Origin of the sequence: Avibacterium sp. 20-126, assembly GCF_044358625.1 — a bacterium.
Classification (GTDB): Bacteria; Pseudomonadota; Gammaproteobacteria; order Enterobacterales; family Pasteurellaceae; genus Avibacterium.
Genome location: NZ_CP091457.1, coordinates 1799409 through 1823214, shown reverse-complemented (window position 1 = coordinate 1823214; position 23806 = coordinate 1799409). Strand labels below are relative to the sequence as shown.

21 protein-coding genes are annotated in these 23806 nt (G+C 39.4%); 12 read left to right on the top strand and 9 right to left on the bottom strand.

Annotated elements, in window-relative coordinates; genetic code table 11:
• Positions 1 to 130 precede the first annotated feature (130 nt).
• Positions 131 to 1807, bottom strand: a complete 1677-nt coding sequence (gene recN / locus L4F91_RS08540) for a DNA repair protein RecN (RefSeq protein WP_395895960.1) — start codon at positions 1805 to 1807, stop codon at positions 131 to 133.
• A 77-nt stretch (positions 1808 to 1884) separates the two neighbouring features.
• Positions 1885 to 2802 (bottom strand): NAD(+) kinase, encoded by a 918-nt coding sequence (locus L4F91_RS08535; RefSeq protein WP_395897866.1) that lies wholly within the window; start codon positions 2800 to 2802, stop codon positions 1885 to 1887.
• A gap of 159 nt (positions 2803 to 2961) precedes the next feature.
• Here L4F91_RS08535 and grpE point away from each other — a divergent pair, with 159 nt between their 5' ends.
• Entirely contained in the window at positions 2962 to 3564 is a 603-nt protein-coding gene (gene grpE, locus L4F91_RS08530) for a nucleotide exchange factor GrpE (protein ID WP_250349615.1), read from the top strand.
• Positions 3565 to 3609: 45 nt separating this feature from the next.
• On the opposite strand, the gene tadA is transcribed toward grpE, so the two are convergent.
• The 5 genes from tadA to rppH form a co-directional block, all read right to left on the bottom strand.
• Positions 3610 to 4143 carry a tRNA adenosine(34) deaminase TadA gene (gene tadA / locus L4F91_RS08525; protein WP_395897864.1) on the bottom strand — a complete coding sequence of 178 codons (534 nt, stop codon included), beginning with the start codon at positions 4141 to 4143 and terminating at the stop codon, positions 3610 to 3612.
• Between the two features lie 97 nt (positions 4144 to 4240).
• A complete protein-coding gene (locus L4F91_RS08520; protein ID WP_250349616.1) occupies positions 4241 to 5092 on the bottom strand; it encodes a thymidylate synthase in 852 nt (283 codons plus the stop codon).
• Between the two features lie 12 nt (positions 5093 to 5104).
• Positions 5105 to 5905 (bottom strand): prolipoprotein diacylglyceryl transferase, encoded by an 801-nt coding sequence (gene lgt / locus L4F91_RS08515; protein WP_395895958.1) that lies wholly within the window; start codon positions 5903 to 5905, stop codon positions 5105 to 5107.
• A gap of 10 nt (positions 5906 to 5915) precedes the next feature.
• Positions 5916 to 6707: a sulfite exporter TauE/SafE family protein gene (locus L4F91_RS08510; RefSeq protein ID WP_395895956.1), complete on the bottom strand. Its 792-nt coding sequence runs from the start codon at positions 6705 to 6707 to the stop codon at positions 5916 to 5918.
• Positions 6707 to 7324 (bottom strand): RNA pyrophosphohydrolase, encoded by a 618-nt coding sequence (rppH, locus tag L4F91_RS08505; protein ID WP_395895954.1) that lies wholly within the window; start codon positions 7322 to 7324, stop codon positions 6707 to 6709. The genes L4F91_RS08510 and rppH overlap by 1 nt, the downstream gene beginning before the upstream one ends.
• A gap of 675 nt (positions 7325 to 7999) precedes the next feature.
• On the opposite strand from rppH, the gene L4F91_RS08500 reads away from it, so the two are divergent.
• A complete protein-coding gene (locus tag L4F91_RS08500; protein ID WP_395895952.1) occupies positions 8000 to 8599 on the top strand; it encodes a cation diffusion facilitator family transporter in 600 nt (199 codons plus the stop codon).
• Positions 8600 to 8664: 65 nt separating this feature from the next.
• Here L4F91_RS08500 and ampD read toward each other — a convergent pair whose 3' ends face one another.
• A complete protein-coding gene (gene ampD / locus L4F91_RS08495) occupies positions 8665 to 9219 on the bottom strand; it encodes a 1,6-anhydro-N-acetylmuramyl-L-alanine amidase AmpD (protein WP_395895950.1) in 555 nt (184 codons plus the stop codon).
• 142 nt (positions 9220 to 9361) lie between these two features.
• On the opposite strand from ampD, the gene ppdD reads away from it, so the two are divergent.
• Both ppdD and L4F91_RS08485 read left to right on the top strand, forming a co-directional pair.
• Positions 9362 to 9796, top strand: a complete 435-nt coding sequence (gene ppdD, locus L4F91_RS08490; protein ID WP_326938215.1) for a prepilin peptidase-dependent pilin — start codon at positions 9362 to 9364, stop codon at positions 9794 to 9796.
• 12 nt (positions 9797 to 9808) lie between these two features.
• The gene (locus tag L4F91_RS08485) at positions 9809 to 11221 is read left to right on the top strand and encodes a GspE/PulE family protein (protein WP_395895948.1); all 1413 of its coding nucleotides are present in this window, start codon (positions 9809 to 9811) and stop codon (positions 11219 to 11221) included.
• Between the two features lie 48 nt (positions 11222 to 11269).
• On the opposite strand, the gene L4F91_RS08480 is transcribed toward L4F91_RS08485, so the two are convergent.
• Positions 11270 to 15847, bottom strand: a complete 4578-nt coding sequence (locus L4F91_RS08480) for an exo-alpha-sialidase (RefSeq protein WP_395895946.1) — start codon at positions 15845 to 15847, stop codon at positions 11270 to 11272.
• Positions 15848 to 16131: 284 nt separating this feature from the next.
• Between L4F91_RS08480 and L4F91_RS08475 the strand changes: the two genes are divergently transcribed.
• From L4F91_RS08475 to ftsI, 8 genes are all read left to right on the top strand, one after another.
• Positions 16132 to 17235 (top strand): PhoH family protein, encoded by a 1104-nt coding sequence (locus tag L4F91_RS08475; RefSeq protein WP_395897862.1) that lies wholly within the window; start codon positions 16132 to 16134, stop codon positions 17233 to 17235.
• Positions 17232 to 17699, top strand: a complete 468-nt coding sequence (gene ybeY / locus L4F91_RS08470; RefSeq protein WP_250363483.1) for an rRNA maturation RNase YbeY — start codon at positions 17232 to 17234, stop codon at positions 17697 to 17699. Before L4F91_RS08475 ends, ybeY begins: the two co-directional genes overlap by 4 nt.
• 2 nt (positions 17700 to 17701) lie before the next feature.
• Positions 17702 to 19663 (top strand): GNAT family N-acetyltransferase, encoded by a 1962-nt coding sequence (locus L4F91_RS08465; protein WP_395895944.1) that lies wholly within the window; start codon positions 17702 to 17704, stop codon positions 19661 to 19663.
• A gap of 46 nt (positions 19664 to 19709) precedes the next feature.
• On the top strand, positions 19710 to 19877 hold the full coding sequence (locus tag L4F91_RS08460) for a DUF5363 domain-containing protein (RefSeq protein ID WP_395895942.1): 168 nt from the start codon (positions 19710 to 19712) through the stop codon (positions 19875 to 19877).
• A gap of 233 nt (positions 19878 to 20110) precedes the next feature.
• On the top strand, positions 20111 to 20569 hold the full coding sequence (gene mraZ / locus L4F91_RS08455; RefSeq protein WP_115250036.1) for a division/cell wall cluster transcriptional repressor MraZ: 459 nt from the start codon (positions 20111 to 20113) through the stop codon (positions 20567 to 20569).
• 113 nt (positions 20570 to 20682) lie between these two features.
• Positions 20683 to 21648, top strand: a complete 966-nt coding sequence (rsmH, locus tag L4F91_RS08450) for a 16S rRNA (cytosine(1402)-N(4))-methyltransferase RsmH (RefSeq protein ID WP_395895940.1) — start codon at positions 20683 to 20685, stop codon at positions 21646 to 21648.
• Between the two features lie 2 nt (positions 21649 to 21650).
• Positions 21651 to 21971, top strand: a complete 321-nt coding sequence (gene ftsL, locus L4F91_RS08445; protein ID WP_395895938.1) for a cell division protein FtsL — start codon at positions 21651 to 21653, stop codon at positions 21969 to 21971.
• A gap of 14 nt (positions 21972 to 21985) precedes the next feature.
• Positions 21986 to 23785 (top strand): peptidoglycan glycosyltransferase FtsI, encoded by a 1800-nt coding sequence (ftsI, locus tag L4F91_RS08440; RefSeq protein ID WP_395895936.1) that lies wholly within the window; start codon positions 21986 to 21988, stop codon positions 23783 to 23785.
• The last annotated feature ends 21 nt before the right edge of the window (positions 23786 to 23806 follow it).

The following is a 23806-nucleotide window of genomic DNA, read 5'->3' as shown; positions in this document are numbered from 1 at the left end:
ATTACTTAGATAGAGCCAGAAACCTCATAAACAGTGCCTAGAAAAAGTAAAAGAAGCAGATTTTTTACGTCATCATTTCAAAAATAGCTTGCAATAACCTTTCGCGGAACGCGAAAGGTTTTAGAGAAATTTAGGCAATTAAACGGAGCATTTCTTCTGCGTTTGCTAAGGCACTTTCAGTGACTTTGGTTGAGCCAAGTAATTTGGCTAAGGCTTTCACACGTTGTTGCTGGGAAAGTGCGGTCATTTTTGTTTCCGTTTTTCCATCAATGATTTGTTTTTCGACAGAAAAATGTTGATGCCCACAACAGGCGACTTGTGGTAAGTGGGTAACGCAAATCACTTGGCATTTTTTGCCTAATTTGCGTAATAATTTTCCCACTACGCTTGCGGTTGCACCACTGATTCCCACATCAATTTCATCAAAAATGAGGGTTGAAATCGCGGATTTATCAGAGGTCAGCACTTGTAACACTAAGGCGATACGTGAAAGCTCACCACCTGATGCCACTTTTGCCAATGGCTGAGCGGATTGTCCGAGGTTTGCTTGTAGAATAAATTGCACCTGATCCATTCCGTGAGCGGTCAGTTTATTTTCCGCTTGTACCACACTAATAGAGAATTCGGCATTTTCCATTGCCAGTTGTTTAATGCCTTTAGTCACTTGTGCTGAGAGTTTTTCAGCCCCTTTTTGGCGGCTTGCACTCAAGGTCTGTGCATTTTCTAACAACTGTGCATAAGCCACTTTTTCTTGTTCAATCAGTGCATCTTCGCTGTCAGCAAAATCTACAAGCTGATGGAGTTCTTGTCTTAAAGATTGATGTAATGCAACCAATTCTTCCGCTTTTACATTGTGTTTACGTGCAAGTTGTAGTGCTTGGCTCATTCGGCTTTCCACTTCCTGTAAACGATACGGATCGGGGTCAATGTTGCAGGATAAATGTTGGATCTCAGAGCTTGCTTCCTGTACTTGGATCAACGCTTCTTGTAACATTGTGAGTGCATCATTGTAGTGCGGATCAAGGCTGTGTAGTTCTTCTAAATTTTGTACCGCACGATAGAGCAAGCTATCTACATTCAGTTCATCATTCTCACTTAATAAATTTAAGACAGATTGATAAAGTGCGGTGAGTTCTTCGCTGTTAGCAAGTCGGTTATATTCTTCCTCTAGTTCACTAAATTCATTTTCTTGTAAATTAAATTCATCAAGCTCTTCAACTTGATATTGTAGCAGTTGTTTTTTTGCCTCATTTTCGGCACATTTTTGTTTGAAATTCGCGACTTGTTGTTGCAACGCTTTCCATTGACGATATTGCTTTTGTACCTTGGCAAGCAGATCAGTATGCGCGCAATAGTCATCTAATAAGGTGAGCTGATAGTCATTTTTTAGCAAACGTTGTGAGGAATGTTGCCCATTGACTTGAATTAAATATTGCCCTAGTTCTTTGAGTTGGCTAGCAGAGACAGGAATGCTATTAATAAAGCCTTTGGAACGTCCATCAGCGTTGATTACTCGACGTAAAATACAGTTTTCTGGATTATCTTCATCTTGCAATTCTTGAATTTTAAGCCATTCATCAGCGGGGCTGTTTGGTTCAATCTGGAATGTGGCACAAATATCTGCACGGTTTTGCCCTTCACGTAACATCGCGCTTTCTGTACGTTGTCCTAAGCATACGCTAAGGGCATCAATGGCAATAGATTTACCTGCACCCGTTTCACCAGTAATCACAGACATTCCCTGCGCAAATTCAATATCAAGGTGATGAACAATCGCAAAATTATTAATCGTAAGTTGAGTAAGCATAATACACTCCTGTTTAACTGTATATATATCAGTTTATAACTGATTTTATATACAGTAAAGGGGTTTATGCAAATTTTTTACGCGGAATTTCTCAACCAGCCCAATTTTGTGCTTAACACATTGTAATAATTATAACTTTTTAAGTGAAGTAAACGCAGTTTATGTTTGCTTTTATAAATATGTACGACGTCATCAGGGGTGAACGGCAGCGCGACTTGACTATCGCAACCCGCTTCTAATTGCGGGGTGTTGTAGTCTGCAAAACGAATAGAGATTTTGCTTTCGCCATCAATGACCAAAGGGCGAGAAGAAAGGGTGTGCGGAAACATTGGTACCAGCGCGATTGCATTAAGTTGCGGGGTAAGAATTGGGCCACCAGCGGAAAGTGAATAGGCCGTTGAGCCTGTCGGTGTAGAAATAATTAAGCCATCAGAACGCTGTGAAAAGGCCAATTTATCATCAATATAAACGTGGAAATCGATCATATGAGCAATTTTGGCAGGGTGAATCACCGCTTCATTTACTGCATTGCTGGTGGCAATAATTTGTCCGTCTCGTTCAATGGCGGTTTCTAATAAAAAGCGTTCTTCCACAAAAAATTCACCACGATCTAAGCAAGCCTCAAGTTGAGCATAGGCATTTTTCGGATCAATATCCGTCAGAAAGCCTAAATTACCCCGGTTAATACCAATTAAAGCAATATCATATTTAGCTAAGATTCTTGCTCGTCCAAGCATATTGCCATCACCACCGATAACAATGGCTAATTGCGCCTGTGTACCAATCTCATCTAATTCTGCAAGATGTTGAATAGGTAGGCCTAAACGCTCGCCCACACTTTTTTCCACAAGTACTTGATAGCCTTTTTCTAAAAGCCATTGAAATAAATTTTTGTGCATTTGCAAATTTACATCATTGCGCGGACGCCCCACCAATCCGATGGTATGGAAGGAATTATGCAAACTTTTGTTGTCGATTAAATGGGTTGTGGACATCATATTTATTTTTATGCGGAAAACAGACCGCACTTGAATTCAAGAAATTTATGGCTATATTACACATAAACTATGTCAGTGGCTAGCCAAGTTTAGCAACTGTCAATTTTTACGTTTTTTGTTACAATAACGCAAATTTTTGAACAGATGGAGAAAACGATGTCAGAACAAGAACAACAAGTGGAAAAAACAGAAGTAAAACAAGAACAAGTAGAACAGGCGGAGAATGTGCAAGAAACAGCGCAACAACAAGAAAATGCTGAAAATCTTGAAGGTGATGCGTTAGAAGAAGCCATAGCCCGTGTTCAAGAACTTGAAGAGCAACTTGTTGAAACGGCGAAGAAAGAGCAAGATATTCTATTACGTAGCCGTGCAGAAATTGATAATATTCGCCGTCGTGCCGAGCAAGATGTGGAAAAAGCACATAAATTTGCTTTAGAAAAATTTGCCAAAGATTTGCTTGAAACCATTGATAATCTTGAGCGAGCTTTGGCAACCCCAGTTAGCACGGAAGACGAGAGCTTAAAAGGCGTATTAGACGGTGTGGAATTAACCTTAAAAGGATTGTTGGCAACAGTAGCACGTTTTGGCGTAGAAGCGGTAGGGACAGTGGGAGAAACCTTTAATCCCGATTTACACCAAGCCATTTCAATGCAACCGGCAGAAGGTTTTGAAAGTAATCAAATCACCACTGTATTGCAAAAAGGCTATTTGCTGAATGGTAGAGTGATTCGTCCTGCAATGGTGATGGTGGCTGCGTAATCAATCAAATGCAATAAGTCTCATAAAAATAGGCGAGTGTATCGCCTATTTTTTTGCTCTAAATTTGAGGGGAATTTTTTGCGTCAGCTTTTGCTGCTTTTTCTGTTCGCGCCTTTTGCGGAAAAATTCGCTAAGTTTTTGGCTACATTCTTCTTGCAGTACACCGCCAGTAATTTCAAGATTGTGATTCATTTTATAATCATCAAAAAAGTGAAAACGCGAACCTACCGCCCCTGTTTTTAGATCATAAGCACCGAATACTAAACGCTTAATTCGGCTATGTAAAATTGCGCCTGCACACATTGTGCAAGGCTCCAGGGTAACGTACAGGGTGGTATTGAGTAAGCGGTAGTTTTGTTGCACTTGTCCTGCTTGGCGGAGTGCGACAATTTCTGCGTGGGCGGTGGGATCGTGCTGAAGAATAGATAGATTCCAGCCTTCTGCCACAATATTTCCTTCATCATCAACTAACACCGCACCCACAGGAATTTCCCCTAAGGCTTCTGCTTTATCAGCAAGGCTTAGGGCGTAACGCATCATTTTTTCATCAAAATCTGACCGCACTTTTATTCCCTCAATGTGTAATTCGTGTGAAAAATCAGCCATAAATTGGCTGATTGGTAATATAAAGTGCGGTGCTTTTTGTGGAAGTTTTTCATTTTGTTATTTTTTATGCTTACACCGAGAAAGGATATTTAATCGCAGGGTGAGATTCATAGCCAATAACCTTGAAATCCTCCATTGTTACCCAAGTTTCGAGATCTTCAAGGGTTTTGATGTCAGGATTAATTTCTAATTTTGGTAGAGGCAATGGCTCTCGTTTGAGTTGTACATTTTGCATTAGCTCAAGCTGATCTTCATAAATATGTGCATTGACGATTTTATGATACGCCATTCCTGCTTTTTTCCCAGTAATTTGAGCCATTAATGCCAAGAAAGTAAACACTTGAATTTGGTTGAAATTTAACCCTAATGGTACATCGCAAGAACGTTGATAGCTGGTTAAATAAAGGGTATCGCCAAGTAAAGAAAAGGTGTGGGTGTGCATACAAGGACGCAAACAGCCTAGCTCAATTTCTCCGGGGTTGTAAAAAGTGATGATTTCGCCACGATCGTCTAGCCCTTTGGTTAAATCATTCACCACTTTACGCAATTGGTCGAGGGTTTCACCATTCGGTTTACGCCAAGCACGTCCTTGCACACCATAAACGCGCCCCATATCATCAGTGCCTTTACGGTGTGGGTTATTCAACCACGCTTGATTTTCATTTGCATTGGCATCCCACGTTTTAGTGCCAAGCTTACGGAAATCAGCGGCGTTGTCATAGCCACGAATGTAGCCTAAAAATTCTGCAATTGCGGCTTTCCAGTAACTTTTTCGGGTAGTGATTAAAGGAAATTCATTGTCCGCAACATTATAAGTGAGATCTGCATTAATTAGGGTTAAACAACGTTTTCCTGTCCGTTCATTTTCTACCCAAGTGCCGTTATCAATAATGTTTTGGCATAAATCTAAATATTGACGCATTATAAATTTCCCCTATTTTTTCACCGCACTTTTATAAGCGATCAGCATAATCAATGCCCCCAGCAAAATCATTGGCAATGAGAGAATTTGCCCCATTGAAATGTGCTGTTGGAAGAATAAGCCAAGCTGTGCATCAGGTTCACGAAAATATTCAATAATGAAACGGAATGTGCCATAACCGACTAAAAATAGTCCTGCCACTGATCCCGTAGGGCGAGATTTTTTGATAAACAGATTAAGAATGACAAATAGCACGAGACCCTCTAACACGGCTTCATAAAGTTGCGAAGGGTGGCGAGGTAAATAACCGCCAGAGGGGAATAGTACTGCCCAAGGTACGTCTGTTACACGTCCCCAAAGTTCATCATTGATAAAGTTACCAATTCGCCCCATTCCTAAACCAAAAGGAATAAGCGGTGCAACAAAATCTGCCGTTGCCCAAAAGCCACGGTGTTGTAATTTGGCGGTGATGAGCATAGCTAAAATCACACCAATTAATCCGCCGTGGAAAGACATTCCCCCTTCCCAGACACGAATTAAATACATCGGATCTTGTAAGAAATAATCAAATTGATAGAACAGCACATAACCGATACGCCCACCTAGGAATACACCAAGAAAGCCGTTAAATAAGAGGTTGTCCACTTGTTCTGTTGTCCAGCCACTATTTGGGCGATTTGCTCGGCGAACGGCAAGCCAACGAGCGAAGACAAAACCGATTAAATACATTAATCCGTACCAACGCAAGGCAACAGGACCTAACTGAAAAATCACAGGATCAAAGTGAGGAAAAGGGATAAAACTAGAATTCATATATTTCCTTTTATTTCATAATCATATTGATAGCAATCACAATCAATAATACAGCAAAATAACGTTTTAGGGTTTTTACAGGCAATTTATCCGTGGTACTTGCCCCTAATTTAGAGGTAAAAAATGATGTTGCAGTAATCGCTACGACAGCGGGTAAATACACATAACCTAATGAATAGCTTGGCATATTAGGTTGTCCCCAGCCACCCACGATAAAACTTAGCATTCCAGATAGACCCAGCAGCATTCCACAGAATGCAGATGAACCAATGGCTTTTTTCATCTCGATCCCACGCGCATTAAGGAATGGCACAATAAAGCCACCACCGCCAATGCCTGCAATGCTAGAGGCAATGCCAATCAAGATACCGCCAATGACAGAAGAAGTCGTGGTTAATGTTTTTTTCACTTCTTTTGGTTTAATGGAAAGCAACATTTTTAATGCAAGATACACCACCAAACAGGCGAATAATTTGCTCGAAATGCTTTTATCTAAATGACCTACAAAAAGCCCCGAAATGAACGTGGTTATCATAATCACAGGCGCTAGCACTTTTACCGCATTCCATACAATATTGCCGAGTTTTTGATGGCGTTGGGCGGAAGAAAATCCAGTTACCACAATCGTGGCGAAAGAAGTACCTAATGCTGTGGACATCAAAAGTTCACTAGGCACATCAACCATTGGCAATAAATAAACCAATACCGGGACAATAATCAGTCCGCCTCCAATGCCAAATAAGCCTGCTAAAAAGCCGACCACACAGCCGACAATTAAACAAATAAGAAAAAAACTCAGCATTATGCTCCCCTTGTTCGATGAAATGAACGCTTATAATATTTGCCTGATGAATATTTTTTGCCAGAATGTTTGTTCGGTGTATTAGTTGCAGAATGTGTGAGCGAAGTTTTCTGCTCTTGAGACGCCGCATTTGGCTGATTTTTCGGATTAAACAATACCCCCGCAAATTCTTTCATCGCTTTGCGGTACACTTCTTTTTTAAAAGGAACAACCTGACGCACTGGATACCAAAAATTCACCCAACGCCAACCATCAAATTCTGGCGATTTGGTGGTTTGCATATTAATATCTTTTTCGTCCGAGACTAATTGTAATAAGAACCAACGCTGTTTTTGCCCAATGCACATTGGCTTGCTGTCGTAGCGTAATAAGCGTTTAGGAAGTTTATAGCGAAGCCATTGTTTTGATACATAAAGCAATTTAACATCTTTACGGGTTAAACCCACTTCTTCAAAAAGCTCACGATACATTGCTTGTTCAGGCGTTTCATTATCATTTATACCGCCTTGTGGAAACTGCCACGAGTTTTGCCCATAGCGTTTCGCCCACAAAACCTGACCTTTACGATTGCAAATGACAATTCCCACATTCGGACGGTAGCCATCGAAATCGATCACTATCGTTTACCTTCATTTTAACTATTTTAAATTCTGAATTGGTGAATTGTTTCACAAACTTAAGGTTTTAACAACCGAAAACAAGCATTAAGCCGCTTTTCTATGAGAATTTTACAAATATGAAATCGTTATCATCTGTTAATAAATTGAATAAAAACCACAAGACTGTGTATAACCTTGTGAAAAGTGCGGGAGTAATATCAAATTATTTGTGTATAAAGATAACAAAATCCTTATTTCAAAATAAGTTAAAGAAGATCATTGCATCTTATTAAGATCTAAAGTTGAGATCCGAGATCGCATTATTTTGTTCCAATTCTCGCCTATAAAAAAATCACACTGTATTTTTATCAGGATTTTAACCCCATTTCTTCTCTCAAGCTGTGAGTTATTCAGTATTTTTGTGGATAAAATTGTGGTTTTATGCAGAATAGGTGGGAATTAAATAGTAAACTTGGTGTGTCTGTATTGGCTCAGAATAATAAAATCATTTAAAATCAAAAGGATAGACAAAAAAAGAAGCGTTGTTATATTATGAATTACACAGGATAAAAAGAGTGGTTATTAATTAATCAAAGACAAAAGTGCGGTGCTTTTCTCTCGTTTTTTTCATAAAACTTGACCTTAACCACCCGTTAAACTTTATACTATGGCAAATTTTCTCTAGGAACATTTATGCACCACCACCACGAGCAGAGCTGGCAAAACCAGCGCATTTTAGCCTTTAGCTTTGTTATTATCACCGCTTATATGGTGATTGAATTTTTGGGCGGCTATTATTTTAATAGCCTAACGTTAATGGCGGATGCAGGCCATATGGCAAATGATAGCCTTTCCTTATTACTGGCTTTTATCGCATTATTTTTCCCCCATAAAACACAAAAATATTTCGCCCTATTTAATGGAATTTCTTTAATGGTGGTGGCGATTTGGATTTTACTTGAAGCTATTGTGCGCTGGAAAAATCCCTTATTTATAAATGCGTTACCAATGCTAGGTGTGGCAGTTATGGGATTGTTGGTGAATATCATTGTGGCGTGGTTAATGCTGAAAAGCGATCAAGAAAACTTAAATATTCGTGCGGCTTATTTACACGTCTTGGCAGATTTATTTGGCTCTGTCATCGCTATTATTACAGGGGTGAGCGCGTGGTTATGGCAAATTCAGTGGTTAGATATTGTTGCCAGTGCCATTTTAAGTGTGTTCATTTTACGCAGTGGTGGGGGGATAATAAAAGCGGTAATGGTTGGACGGTATTTAGGGCATTCTCATTAGGCAATATATTGTTAAAGTAGAATACAGTGCGGTGGAAAAATCGAAAAATTTCCACCGCACTTATGTTATAGGCAAGTTAAATATTTTTCCCAATCAAAATATTGACCCGGATCGATTTTTCTTCCGGGGGAAATATCGCTATGCCCCACAATGCGATCTTTTCCTATTTTGGGATAGTGTTGCATTATGCTTCGTGTGAGTTTTGTCAGCGTGGCATATTGCTGTTCGGTGAACGGCTGATTGTTACTCCCTTCTAATTCAATGCCAATGGCGAAATCGTTACATTTTTCACGTCTTTGAAAGCAAGAGACACCAGCGTGCCAAGCACGATCATTGAAACTGACATATTGCGTTATTTTACCCTCACGATTAATTAAGCAATGCGCTGAAACGCGAAGATCTTTAATTTCGTCAAAATAGGGATGAATAGCAGGATCTAAACGCCCTTGGAAAAACGCATCAATGTAATTTCCACCAAACTGCTCGGGGGGCAAGCTGATGTAATGAATGACGAGCAAGGAAATATCTTGTGGATCGGGACGTAAATCATAATGGGGAGAAGGACAATGTTTTTGGTTGGCCAACCAGCCTGATTGATTAATAGAATATGTTGATTTCATAGATTTTTTGCGATCGTGATCGAGAAAAAGTGCGGTGCTTTTTGGCTTTATGTTTAATTTGAGCCACACTTATTCACGCGGGTTATTGATTGCTCGTATTTTATCGAAAATTAATCTTAAGAGAAATCAACAAGGACAACTTATGAATAGATTTTCTACGCGTTTGAAGCGGCAAGAAGGGTTTACGTTAATTGAATTAATGATTGTAATCGCCATTGTGGCAATTTTGGCAACAATCGCCGTGCCAGCCTACCAAAATTACACGAAAAAAGCGGCAATTTCAGAACTGATTCAAGCTGCAAGCCCTTACCGTTCTGAAGTGGAACTTTGTGTGTATAACACAGGATCAACCACCAAATGTAATGCTGGAACGAATGGGATTCAGAAAAAATTAACGAATAAAGGCAAAGTCGCGTCGATTGATGTACAGAAAGGTAAAATCACCGTTACAGGCAGAGAAAACTTAGCTGGGATAAGCTATTCTTTAACCGCGAGCGGTGATGCAGCCAAAGGAATAACTTGGGCGGTGAAATGTGCCAAATCGGCGGAACTTTTTCCCGCAGGATTTTGTAACTGATGGGGCTAAATAATGGCGGAATATGCGTTACAGCCACAAATAACAGTGTGTGCGGTTGATGGAAAATATTTTGAAATTGCACCGCACTTATGGCAGCAAAATCAACAGCAAAAAGCCTTATTAATTCGTTATTTTGCTGTGCCATTGCAGGAAAATGCACAAACCCTTTGGTTAGGTATTGATGATTTGAATAATCTTTCTGCTTGTGAAACCTTTTCTTTTTTAACAGGAAAAGTGGTTGAACCGGTATTATTACAAGCCCAAGATTTAAAATCACTTTTACAAAGCCTTGCACCAAATGTGGCGGAAGAGCCTGCAGTACCTGATTTTTATCACTCTATGGAGCAGATTAAAGCGGAAGATTCGCAAGAAAAAACCGATGAACCCGTTATTCAGCTCTTAGATCGGATTTTTGAAAATGCTTTGCAGCTGAATGCCTCAGATATTCATTTAGAGCCACAACGTGAACAGTTGCAAATTCGCTTTCGTATTGACGGCGTATTGCAATGTCAAACGCCATTATCCACACAAATTAGTCATCGTTTGATTTCGCGTTTAAAGTTGCTTGCTCGGCTTGATATTAGCGAAACAAGGTTGCCACAAGATGGACGTTTTCATTTTAAAACGACGTTTTCCGATATACTCGATTTTCGCCTTTCTACCTTACCAACGCAGTATGGGGAAAAAGCCGTGCTGCGTTTACAAAAAAATAAACCCGTCAGCCTTGCCTTTTCACAACTTGGAATGAATACAACACAGCAACGCACCTTGCAGCAAGCACTTTCTCAACCCCAAGGTTTGATTTTGGTTACAGGACCAACAGGAAGCGGAAAAAGTATCACCCTTTATACCGCACTTGAGTGGTTAAATCAGTCAGAAAAACATATTCTTACCGCAGAAGATCCCATTGAAATCGAGCTACCGGGTATTATCCAAACACAAATTAATCCCCAAATTGGGCTTGACTTTAATCGCCTATTACGCACTTTTTTAAGGCAAGACCCCGATATCATTATGCTTGGTGAAATTCGTGATGCAGAAAGTGCTTCAATTGCTTTACGTGCCGCACAAACAGGGCATTTAGTGCTTTCTACATTGCATACGAATGATGCACATTCAGCGATCTCTCGTTTGTTGCAACTTGGTATCCAACAGCACGAAATTGACAATAGTCTATTGCTCGTTATTGCACAGCGATTGGTACGAAAGAAATGTCATCATTTGACTAAAGATTGCGATTGCTATCAAGGCTATAAAGGGCGTAGTGGCATTTACCAATTTTTACAACCGCACTTTCATAACGGGGAACGTTCCTATCAAACGGATTATGCATCCTTACGGGAAAGTGGAGTGGAGAAAGTAAAAGAAGGAATAACAGATTTAGTTGAGGTAGAACGAGTATTAGGGAAACGGATGGGGGAATAAAAAAGTGAGAGAAATGATAACCTTTCTCTCACTTCAGAGGTTAGTCTATTAGAAACGATAGGTTAATTTACCCGCAAAATAAGTTTGTTTTAGCCCATAATCAGAAAGCGATGTTCTATGGCTAATTTGTGCGCTGATATTTAGATTTTGCGTAATATCATAACCTGCACTGGCAGAGAATAATAATGCGTTACCTAATTTACCCGTTTTATATTGCTGGGTTGTTCCATCATTGAGGGTTAAAGTTGGGGTATTTCCTGCATTGTGTTCATACATCGCACGGAACTTTAATAATTTCCACGCAATTTCACCACCGATTTGTTGAGTGAAAATAGCTTGTCGATCATTATTAATATTCCAACTGAAAGTATGATCTTCAATCTTGGCTTTACTACGTTGGTATTGTAAAGCCATAATTGGCGTTAAACGGATTTCATTTAATAAGAAATGATAACCCATTTCTGTTCCAATTCCCCAGGAATGACCTCTCACTTTAGCTAAATCTTTATGTTGTGAAGTCGAAATTTTACCTCGTACATATTGATAGTTTCCACTGAGATTAATATAGCTTTGCTCAGTAAGTTTATTTTCTAATGTGAACAATAAGCCGACAGACTTGTATTTTGCAGAGCTGCTTCCTTCAATTTTTGTGGTTTTTGGTTCGATTGAGAATTTACTCAACGCAAGCCCTAAGTGAAGATGGTGTTTATCATTGAGATCAAGTTTTCCCCCAAATAACGTGCTGTTCGTAGTGGATTTGTATCCATATCCATAATCAGTAAAGCCAAGATTGCTATCATAAGAAGCTTTACGATGTTGCTGTAAAACATAGAAGTTTTTTGTGTCTTGCGTAATGTTTTGTGTAAAGGTTTGAGTCTGCATATAACTATGCTCTAGCAAAGCTAAATTAGTTATCAAATAGGCAGGGACTTGACTATTTAGTGCAGCGCGATAGGTTGCTGTTCTTCTTGTTAATTCCTCATTTTGATTTGCAGACGGTGTTACTGCCGTATTAGTACTTGCCGTTGGCAAAGTAGGTGTTGTGGTGTTATCAGGTTTAGTTATTTCCCCTTTTGGTGGTTTTTGATATGCTTTTATGATTGGTGATAGTGTTTCGCCTTTTTCATTAACTAATAAGGTTTGCAATCGATAATCGTAGAAATCATTATTATTTGTGCCAAAGCGATTTTCACTTGCGGTAGTCGCGCCTTTTTCAATGCTGACTAAGGTATAGCGATGAATATGGCTTTCATCATTGTGAACCACTTTAGCCAAGTTGAAGGCATCAATACGATTGCTTTCTCCTTTTACTTGAATTAGCGAGATCCCCTCATTCGCATCATAACGATTATTTTCATTGGTATCTGAGCGACCAATATGGCTATTGTGTAAGTTAATGTTCACCGGAATTGCTTGTGTGGTAGTTAAATCACCATTAATCAGAACCTGATCAGAGCGCCATTTTGTCATATCTTCGGAAACGTTGTCTACATTTAACGTAATAACCGCGCCTTCATTGTTTACATCTGCAAAGGAGAGTGTTTTAGGTTGGAAATCAGTATTGGTGGATTTATCTCCGTTTGTCGTGTGATTTAATTGTGGGGTATTATTTGGCATAATGTGGGCATTGGTTTTCCAATACGTATGTGAATGAATTACGCCATTTCCCATTAAACTCGCATTTTCTTGGATATATAATGGAGAATGATTTAATTCTCCCTCTAAAATAGTTACCCCTTGATTTAAAAAAGTTTTTCCTGTGTGATTGAGTTGTCCAATTAAATATAATGTCCCATCTCCATTTTTACTGAGTGTACCTGTGCCTTGTGTATCAGCAAATAAATGGCTTGTTTGGTTGGTGTTAATGTCGGCATTAATTTGGCTTGTGTCATCAAGTGTAATTGTATTAAAACGAGCAATCACATTATCTTTTATGCTTAATGTTGCATTATTTGCTAAATTTGCATTATGCGTTAAATGTGACGTGTTTGAGGCATAAATTATTTTACCTTGATTGATGTTAAGTTCATTTAATGTCGAATTCGTTTCTAAGGTCAGCTGGTTATTATTAAGTGCGGTCGGTTTATAAGAAAAATTTAATTTACCCTGCTCATCACCGAGTATTTCACCCTTAATTTTTCTTATTCCTGATTGTAAATAGTTGAGTGTGCTGGTTTTGCTTGTATTGCTGTTTATAATATTACCGTTAATTGTTCTAGCTTGCAGCCCGTTATCATCGCCATTTGTGATGGTGAAATTATTTCCATTTAAGTCAAATGTGCCTTTATTCAAGCTGAGGCTTTCGGATTTAATTTGGTTTTCTCCATATAATTTGACTGTACCTTCAGGATTTACAATGATTTCAGAATAGGCTTGAACTTTACCATCTTTTTCCTGCTGTTTTAAACCTAAGGTGCCTTCATTAACAATGATTTTAGCCGGATTAATTCCTTCACCAATTTTAATTATTTCTCCATCACCAATTTTATAGAACGTTTCCGCCACCGTGCTATTACGATCATATTCAAATGGCGTATTTCGTTTATCTCGGTGTAGGATATTATTTTGCCATACAAGTTCTTGAATATTTAAACGCACAAATTCGATTTTACCTTCTGCACCTTCATAGAGTAATCCAATATCTCCGTTTGGTAATTCCGTTAAGCTGCTATAAGCATAATTGTTTGGTGTAATCGTGGTGGTATATTTCCATTCGATAGAGCCATCTTCTTGCACTTCACCGAGCCAGACTTTACCATTGGTGCGTTTGTTTGAGTGTGGGTTGGCAAAAAGGATATGTTCTTTGCCATTAATTCGTTTGGAATATTTAATCACTGAAAGTTGACAATAAGGTTCTAATAGCACATCGTCTAAAATAGCCTCTTTTTCCCAAGTGTAACCACCGTCATAGCTAGTGGAAATATGAACACGATTATGTGGTGTGACACGGGAAAAGAGTTTTAATTGTCCGTTGTCTAACTCAATCACTTGGGATTCGGTAATTTCATAACCGTAAGTACCGTCAAGAAGACGGGATCCGCCTTGTGCTGCAAATCGGCTATCAATTGGTGATTCGCCACGTTCCCAAGTTTTTCCGCCGTCTTTACTGATGATGACAGCAGCCGCTTGTTTATTGTTATTATTCGTATAGTAAACAGGCATTACTAAAGAACCATCTTTCAGTTGAATTCCTGTTCCTGGACCTGTTCCCATAAAACGCATCCAATCCGCTTTTACTTGAGCATTAATATTGACAGGATTAGACCAAGTTTCACCATCATTATCACTATAAGTTAGCCATAAATTGCTGGTGATGGTTGATTTAAGTGGTGCGCTGTCATTATCTGGATTTTTAGTCTGTAAATAAATATTGCCTAAGCGTGTATTACCTTGATATAAATCACCAAGATCTTTAAATGCAAGTTCAGGATTGCCATTAATTACTACACGATAATCAGTTGGTTTATTTTTATCATTATAAACAATACCGTTTTCACGAATGGTATAACGATTATTATATTCATCAGTTAATAATTGATAATATTTCCCATTAATATTTTTATAACCTGAGCCTTCTGCATTTTGATTTTTGATCCCAAAGAAACCGCGTGTTTCAGGAAACATATCTACAATCATAAAGACACGTCCATTGCGTTTATCTTGCACCATAAGAGGATCGATTAAGAATGCGGAATTTTGATCACCATAAGATTGACTAGCAAGATCAATCACGGTTTGGCTTTTTTGCCAAGTTAAACCACCATCAAAACTGCGGCGGATTGCGGTATCAATATTTCCCCAGTCCGCAGAATGTTGCCAACGTTTATCAATTGCTGCAATCACAACGCCATTTTGTGTGGTGAGTAAAGAGGGAATACGATAGTTTCTTGCGTCATCTTGATTGGGTTGAAAGAGAGCGTTTTTTTCCGTTAGCATTGCGCCTGAAGCACGATATTTATCCACATTTTCAATTTCGTTTCGGTGATAAGTATCTGCTAATTCTTGGTGTAACGCTTTAATTTTTTCTTCTGACAAGACGTGTTCGGTCACTCCAGCAGAATAAATGTTTCCACTAAACTGCATTTCATTACCAGTACTTCTTGGGGTTTTCCCTAAATAAGCAATATTTAAATTTTCAATATCTTTGAAAAATTTAGAATTATTGTGTGTTTGCTTTAATTCACCATTGACATAAATTTTAATTTGATTATTTGTTTTATCAAAAGTGTAAGTAATCGTTTGATAATCTTTATTTTGATTATTGACATTGGCAGCAAGTAAAGCATTTTGAATTAGATAGTGGTTATTATTTCTTAACTCCAAGCCAAAGGTATCCGTACCCTGTTTCCTTAACATATAGAAATTAATGTAGTGGTTTGCAGGCCCGCCTAATGTTGAGGCGCCTAAGAGAGAATAAACATTATCACCACCATTAGTTTTAAAACCAAAAGTTAATGAACCATTTTCTAAATTGAATACGTCATTTTTAGCAAAGGTTTCCGTGATATTAAGCGGTTTGAAAAGTTCAGTATTGGATTTGAAATCTAAGATTCCTTCGCTACTCGCCATGGCATATTGGCTGATAAAGCACGAAGAGATTAAAGCTGCCAATGTTGTTTTTTTCATAGGGCATCCTTATTTTGAATGGAAGAGAAAATAGCTCAAACCAGATGATATTTTCACTCCGCAATGAAGTAAATCAAGATCATTTTACTTCGTGACGCTCTTCACAGAATCGTCTTTATTTTTGATTAAAAATGAGAGATCTCTCGCATTTCTATAAAGCGAGAATTTCTCAAAGAGCATTAGAGCCTGTATTTAAAACGTGATAATATTTCTACCAACAATCAAATGATGTTGGCTGTAACCTGAAAAACAAAAATAGAAAGGAACACAATTTGTCCAATCCAATAAACGAAATAAGTGAAACTTTTACCCTTGAACCGCAAGATAATGCCCGTTTACAGGCACTGTGTGGGACATTTGATGAAAATATCCAGTTAATTGAAAAAGAATTTTTCTTAGATATTGCACGGCGTAATTTTACTTTTACGCTAAAATCGAAAGATTCTCACCTTAAATCTCACCACGCTAAATTATTAGATAAAGTAGCGACATTGATCCAAGCCTTGTATTTGGAAACTGCTCCAGTACGTGGTGTGGTGAAAGAAATTGATTTGTCTGATGTGCATTTAGCTATTCAGGAAAATCGAATATTATTACAAGAAGATACGGAGCTAGCAGAGCAGAATGCGGTGCCAAAAGTGTATCAAACCACCATTAAAACAAAACGTGGTTTGATTAAACCGCGTGGCGCAAATCAAATTCAGTATTTGCATAATATTTTACGTTACGACATTAGCTTTGGGATTGGGCCTGCTGGAACCGGAAAAACATTCTTAGCTGTCGCAGCGGCGGTAGAAGCCTTAGAACGACAAGAAGTTCGCCGTATTTTGCTTACTCGTCCTGCGGTGGAAGCAGGGGAAAAATTGGGTTTTTTACCCGGCGATTTAGGGCAAAAAATTGAGCCATATTTACGACCGCTTTATGATGCCTTGTTTGAGATGTTAGGCTTTGAAAAAGTACAAAAGTTAATGGAGCGCAATGTCATTGAAATTGCACCGCTTGCCTATATGCGTGGACGTACGTTAAATGATAGTTTTATTATTTTAGACGAAAGCCAAAACACCACAACAGAGCAAATGAAAATGTTTTTAACCCGTATTGGGTTTAATTCTAAAGCGGTGATTACGGGCGATATTACACAAATTGATTTGCCGCGTAGCCAAAAATCAGGCTTACGCCACGCCATTGAAGTGCTAGAAAATGTGCCAGAATTGAGCTTTAATTATTTTGATAGTAAAGACATTGTGCGTCATCCAGTGGTCGCTAAAGTGGTACAGGCGTATGATAAATGGGACGAACAAGAAGAAATTCGCCGCCAAGAACGCACCTTACAGCGTCAGCAAGAACAATCCAAACAACAAGCTTTAGAACGAGAAGAAACAGAATGAAAGATGTGATCGTTGATTTACAAATTGCCTCACAAGAGCTAGAAAATTTGCCGACAGAACAGCAATTTCAACAATGGGCGACGGCGGCAGTACAAGCAGAAAACCTACAACCAGAGATCACCATTCGTGTGGTGGACGAAGCCGAAAGCCAAACGTTAAACGCTACTTATCGTGGCAAAGATTATCCCACTAACGTGCTTTCTTTTCCTTTTGAATGTCCTGAAGAAGTGGAATTGCCATTGCTCGGCGATTTAGTGATTTGCCGTCAAGTGGTGGAACGTGAAGCCAAAGAACAGGACAAACCTTTAATGGCTCACTGGGCGCATATGGTGGTTCACGGTTGTTTGCATTTACTTGGTTATGATCATATTGAAGATGATGAGGCAGAAGAAATGGAAAGCCTTGAAACGGAAATAATGCAAGAATTGGGCTTTTCCGATCCTTATTTAATGGACAAAGACTAGCCTTGCAACCCCGTCAGCTTTGTTTCTTGGTTGGAGAAAATGAGTGGTTACAGGCACAACTTTCTCCTTTATTCTCTTATTTAGAATGCTTTGAAACGCAAAGTGCGGTGCTTTTTTTCGATGAAAATTCTAGCGCACTTTTCGCCATTGAAAAGATTAAGTTAATTCCTTTTAGTAAAGCGAAAAATCAGCTTGGACGTGAACATTCGCTGATTATTTATGATGCTAGACAAAGCCTAAATTTGGATACGCTTGCGATTGCCGCTGGCACTCTACAAGCAGGAGGACGGCTTTATATATTGTGTCATCATTGGCAACATTTAGCCTCCCAAATTGATTTAGATAGCCAACGTTGGAGCGGGGTTCCACAAGGCATTCCCACGCCAAATTTTGTGCAATTTATGCAACAAAAAGTGCGAGAGTATGGCTTTCCTGTTTACCAGCAGCACAATAACGCGTTATTTTTACCAGAACCCTATAAGCCAGTGAGCGAAGTGCTAGAACCTGTTTATTCAGCCACCCAAGATCAACAACATATTTTGCAGCGGTTATTGGATCAACCAAAAGAGATCAATGTCATCACCGCCAAACGTGGACGAGGAAAATCGGCATTGGCGGGATTATTTGCTACTCATTTAGACAAAGTTATTCTCACCGCACCGAATAAAAGTGCGGTGCAAATTTTACAAGATTTTGCCCAGAAAGATTTGCCTTTTATTGCCCCAGATGATCTCGCTCAGCAAGTGCAACAAAATCCGGATAAATTTACCCAATATTGGCTGATCATTGATGAAGCCGCAATGATCCCTCTGCCGTTATTAATGCAGCTAGCCTCTCATTTTCACGCGATTTTATGCACGACGACAATCCAAAGCTATGAAGGAACGGGACGTGGTTTTTTGCTTAAATTTATGCAAAAAAATCACCGCACTTTGCAACATTTTGAGCTAAACACGCCGTTACGCTGGCGTGAAGATGATCTTATTGAGCCTTTTATTGCTGATCTTCTTTTATTAGAAGCAGAAAACAACTTAGTACAGCCAAATTTCCAACCAAATTCAGCGTTACAGTTTTATTGGCATCACAGTTCAAGCCTTTTCCAACAAACACAATATCAAGCGCTCTATGGCTTGCTTACTCTTGCGCATTACAAAACCTCTCCCACTGATTTACGCCGTTTACTTGATGGTAAAGATCAGCAATTTTTATTGGCGAAAGCAAAGGACGATTTGTTGGGGGCGGTTTGGTTATTGCAGGAAGGCGGAATACAAGATAGGGCAGTGCTTGAAGGGATAATGCAAGGTGTTCGTCGTCCAAAAGGGAATTTAGTGGCGCAAATATTGTGTCAAGCTAGTTTGAATGAAGCCGCCTGTAAACTGACTTCTACCCGCATTTCACGCATTGCGGTACAACCAAAATGGCAACATCAAGGGATCGGTACGAGATTAATTGCACAAGTGATAGCGCATAGTGAGAGTGATTTTCTTTCTGTAAGTTTTGGTTATTCAGCAGAATTAGCTTATTTTTGGCAAAAATGTGGTTTTGAGCTGGTTTATTTAGGCGAGCATAAAGAGGCGAGTAGTGGTTGTTATACCGCAATAGCACTAAAAGGAAAGAGTGTGGCAGGAAAACAGTTTTGTAACGAATTGGTGCTAGCATTTCAGCGTAATATTGGGCTATCTTTTCACCCTTTAGCAGCGCAATTTATAAGTGTAGAACAGGATAAGAAATTAACAGAAGCAGATAAGAAAGCATTATATTATTTTGCTTATTATCAGCGAAATCTTGCCAGCACAGTACCAGCTATTCAGTGTTTACTTGCACAAGTTAGCCCACAAAATATGCCATTGTTAGCGCATTATTGTGAAATGAAAATGTTGCCTTTAACCGGTAAAAAACAATGGTTGCAAGGTTGTCGGGAAGAAATAAAACGGTTATTGCAAAAGCAAAAAATTCTTTTATGATAAGAGATAAATCACATCAAGGAACAATAGCGATATAGGAGGAAAAATGGACAATCAACCAAAAGGCGTGTTACGCAGATTATGGGATAAATATAGTGAATTTTGCAAAGAATTGGGGGTTGATCAAGGGGCTTGTCGTAGTTGTGTGCCGGTGGTGAAATTTGATGATGAACCACAGAAAAAAGTAGAAAAGGATCAGAAAACCAATTCTTAAGATCCGATCGCGATCTTGCATTTTTTACAATGCCATTTGGGGCTTTCTCAAATGGCTTTCTTTTTATCTGAAATAGACAAATCTTTACATAAGGCAGGATCAAATTGCTTGCAACTTAGTCAAACTAATACTAAACTTACGCATAAGTGGTAAAAAGTGGTGTTTTGTGGTAAAAACTGCAAAAAATCCGTAAAAAACAACCGCACTTATTTTTAACCAAGAGATCTCAAACAATGTTTCGTGGCGCATCATCGGTAAATTTGGATTCAAAGGGACGGCTTGCCATTCCTACCCGTTATCGCGCAGAGATCCTAGAAAAAAATAATGGTCAAATGGTTTGCACGGTAGATATTCGCCAACCTTGCTTGCTACTTTATCCTTTAGATGAATGGGAAATTGTTGAGCAAAAGTTATTAAGTTTGTCGAATTTTGATCCTGTGCAACGCAGTTTACAGCGTGTGATGCTCGGTTATGCCACAGAATGTGAGCTTGACAGCGTAGGGCGAATTTTGATTAGCGCGCCATTACGCCAGCACGCAAAACTGGAAAAAAGCACAATGTTAGTGGGTCAGTTAAATAAATTTGAAATTTGGAGCGATGTAGAATGGCAAGCTCAAATTCAACAAGATATGGCCCTCGGTGCAAGTGGGCAGCTTGCTCAATCCCCTGAATTAATTACGCTGTCGTTATAAGAGAAGATGAACTTCCAGCAAGCGCAGCGGCACTAGCAGAGATAAGCGGTGTACTTGAGTACACCGCATTATCTCATTTTAATATTTAATTTTTTATTATTTTACAACGAGTTATGAACGCGCAGAACCTTTTTTCTTCACCTGAACATTTTACCGTTTTATTGAATGAAGCGGTAGATGGCTTGGCATTGAAAGAAAAAGGCATCTATATTGATGGTACCTTTGGGCGTGGTGGTCATTCTCGTCTGATCTTATCTCGCTTATCACAAGATGGCAGATTAATAGCCATTGATCGCGATCCTCGCGCCATTGCAGCAGCACAGCAAATTCAAGATCCGCGTTTTCAGATTGAGCATCAGAGTTTTTCAGCGCTCCCTGAGATCTGCGAGAAACTCGGTTTAGTTGGGAAAATTGATGGGATTTTGCTCGATCTTGGCGTTTCTTCACCGCAATTAGATGAAGCAGAACGAGGTTTTAGCTTTATGAAAGATGGGCCACTTGATATGCGAATGGATACTACGCAAGGTTTATCGGCGACTCAGTGGTTACAACAGGTTTCAGAGCAGGATCTTGCTTGGGTACTGAAAACCTTTGGTGAAGAGCGATTCGCTAAGCGTATTGCGCAAACTATTGTTAATTATAATAAAAACGCACGTCAAAATGGCACAGAGCCACTGCATCGTACTTTGCAATTAGCTGAATTAATCGCTCAATCAGTGCCTTTTAAGGATAAACATAAACATCCTGCAACACGCAGTTTTCAGGCCATTCGTATTTTTATAAATGCCGAATTGGAAGAGCTAGAGCGTGTTTTAACGGGAGCTTTACAAGTGTTAGCGCCACAAGGGCGTTTGTCAATCATCAGTTTCCATTCCCTTGAAGATCGTATGGTGAAGCATTTTATGCGTAAGCAAAGCAAGGGGGAAAGTTTACCAAAAGGCCTTCCATTGCGCGAAGATCAAATTCAGCGTAGCCAAACCTTAAAAACCATTGGTAAAGCAATTATGCCAACAGAACAAGAAATTGCACAAAATGCACGCTCTAGGAGTGCGGTGCTACGTATTGCGGAGAGGGTATAAAAATGATTGAAAATTCAGAACGCTATCCATTGCGTAGCATTATTGTCGAGGATCTTTTTGCTTCAAACAAACTCTTGATGGCGTTAATGGTATTAGTGATTGTGAGTGCGCTAAGCACAATTTGGATTACTCACCAAACGCGTGGGCTGATTGCAGAAAAAGGCGAATTAGTCCTACAACACCAAGCCTTAGAAAATGAATTTTTAAACTTAAAGTTAGAAGAAGCAACCCAAAGTGATAATACTCGTGTTGAGGCGATTGCAACTGGGAAATTACAAATGCAACATATCTCGCCAGAACAAGAAATTTTATTATTAGAATAATTTGAGGGGCAAGGATGATTAAGAAAGATAATAAAGCAAAGCGTAGCACTAGCACAGGCAGTGCGATTAAACGCAATAAACCTAAAATTTCTTACGATAGTAGTTTTTTGCTGATACGTTTTCGTGTTGCTGTTTTTTTCACTATGCTTTTGTTAACTGCATTGATTGCCCGAGCGGCTTATGTGCAAGTGGTAAATGCGGATCCCCTTGCTGATGAGGCAGATAAGCGTTCAGTGCGAACACAACAGGTGCTTTCAGTTCGAGGTTCAATTTTAGATCGTAATGGACAATTACTTTCTGTAAGCGTGCCAATGTATTCCGTGGTGGCTGACGCAAAATTTGTGTTTGAAGAGAATTCTTTACAGGATAAAGATCGTTGGCAAGCCTTAGCCAAAGCCCTTGGTGTTTCTTATAGCCATTTAATTAAACGCGTGGAAAAAGATCCTTCTTCGCGTTTCGTGTATTTATCTCGTCAGGTTTCACCAACCGTCGCGGATTATGTTAAGCAACTAAAAATTAAAGGTGTTGTACTAAAAACAGAGGCTCGCCGTTTTTATCCTAGAGTCGAGGAAACGGCTCATTTAATTGGTTATACCAATATTGATGGTGAAGGCATTGAAGGGATTGAGAAAAGTTTTAACGCGTTATTGGTGGGAAAATCGGGTTCTCGTACTTACCGCAAGGATAAATTTGGACACGTTGTAGAAGACATTGCAGATGTAAAAAAATATGACGCCCACGACGTTACCTTGAGTATTGATGAAAAACTGCAATCAATGGTTTACCGTGAAATCAAAAAAGCGGTGGCAGAGAATAAGGCGGAATCAGGTACCGCAGTATTAGTGGATATTCGCACTGGTGAAGTGTTAGCGATGGTTAATGCCCCTTCCTATAACCCAAATAACCGTGTTGGTGTGAAAGCGGATTTAATGCGAAACCGAGCGATTACAGACACCTTTGAACCCGGTTCGACAGTAAAACCTTTCGTTGTTTTGACCGCACTTCAAAACGGTGTGGTAGGGCGTAACGAAGTGATTAATACAGGGCCTTTGGTGTTAAATGGACACGAAGTGAAAGACGTTGCCCCTAGAGATCGCCAAACCCTTGATGAAATTCTTGAGAACTCCAGTAACCGTGGGGTAAGTCGCTTAGCTTTGCGTATGCCACCGAGTGCATTAATGGAAACCTACCAAAATGCGGGGTTAGGGAAGCCAACAGAGTTAGGGTTGATTGGTGAACAATCAGGCATTTTAAATGCAAATCGTAAACGCTGGGCAGATATTGAACGCGCTAACGTGGCTTATGGTTACGGGATAAATGCGACACCACTACAAATTGCGCGTGCTTACGTAACGTTAGGAAGCTTTGGGATTTATCGTCCACTTTCCATTACTAAGGTTGATCCGCCAGTGATTGGTCAGCGTGTGTTTTCCGAAAAAATTACCCGTGAAGTGGTCAATATGATGGAAAAAGTGGCAATTAAAAATAAACGCGCAATGGTAGAAGGTTATCGTGTCGGGATTAAAACAGGGACGGCAAAAAAACTGGAGAAAGGTCGCTATGTGGATAAATATATTGCTTATACCGCAGGCATTGCCCCAATTTCTGATCCCCGCTATGCCTTGATTGTGCTGATTAATGAACCAAAAGCAGGACAATATTATGGTGGTGCGGTTTCTGCCCCATTATTCTCAAATATTATGGGATATGCACTACGAATGAATAATGTTACGCCGGATGGCATCGCGCAACAAAAAGTCGCAAAACGCACTGTTCGTTTAAGTGATCAGAAAAAAGATGAAAAAACCAACTAGCTTTTGGTAGAGGAAAAAAGA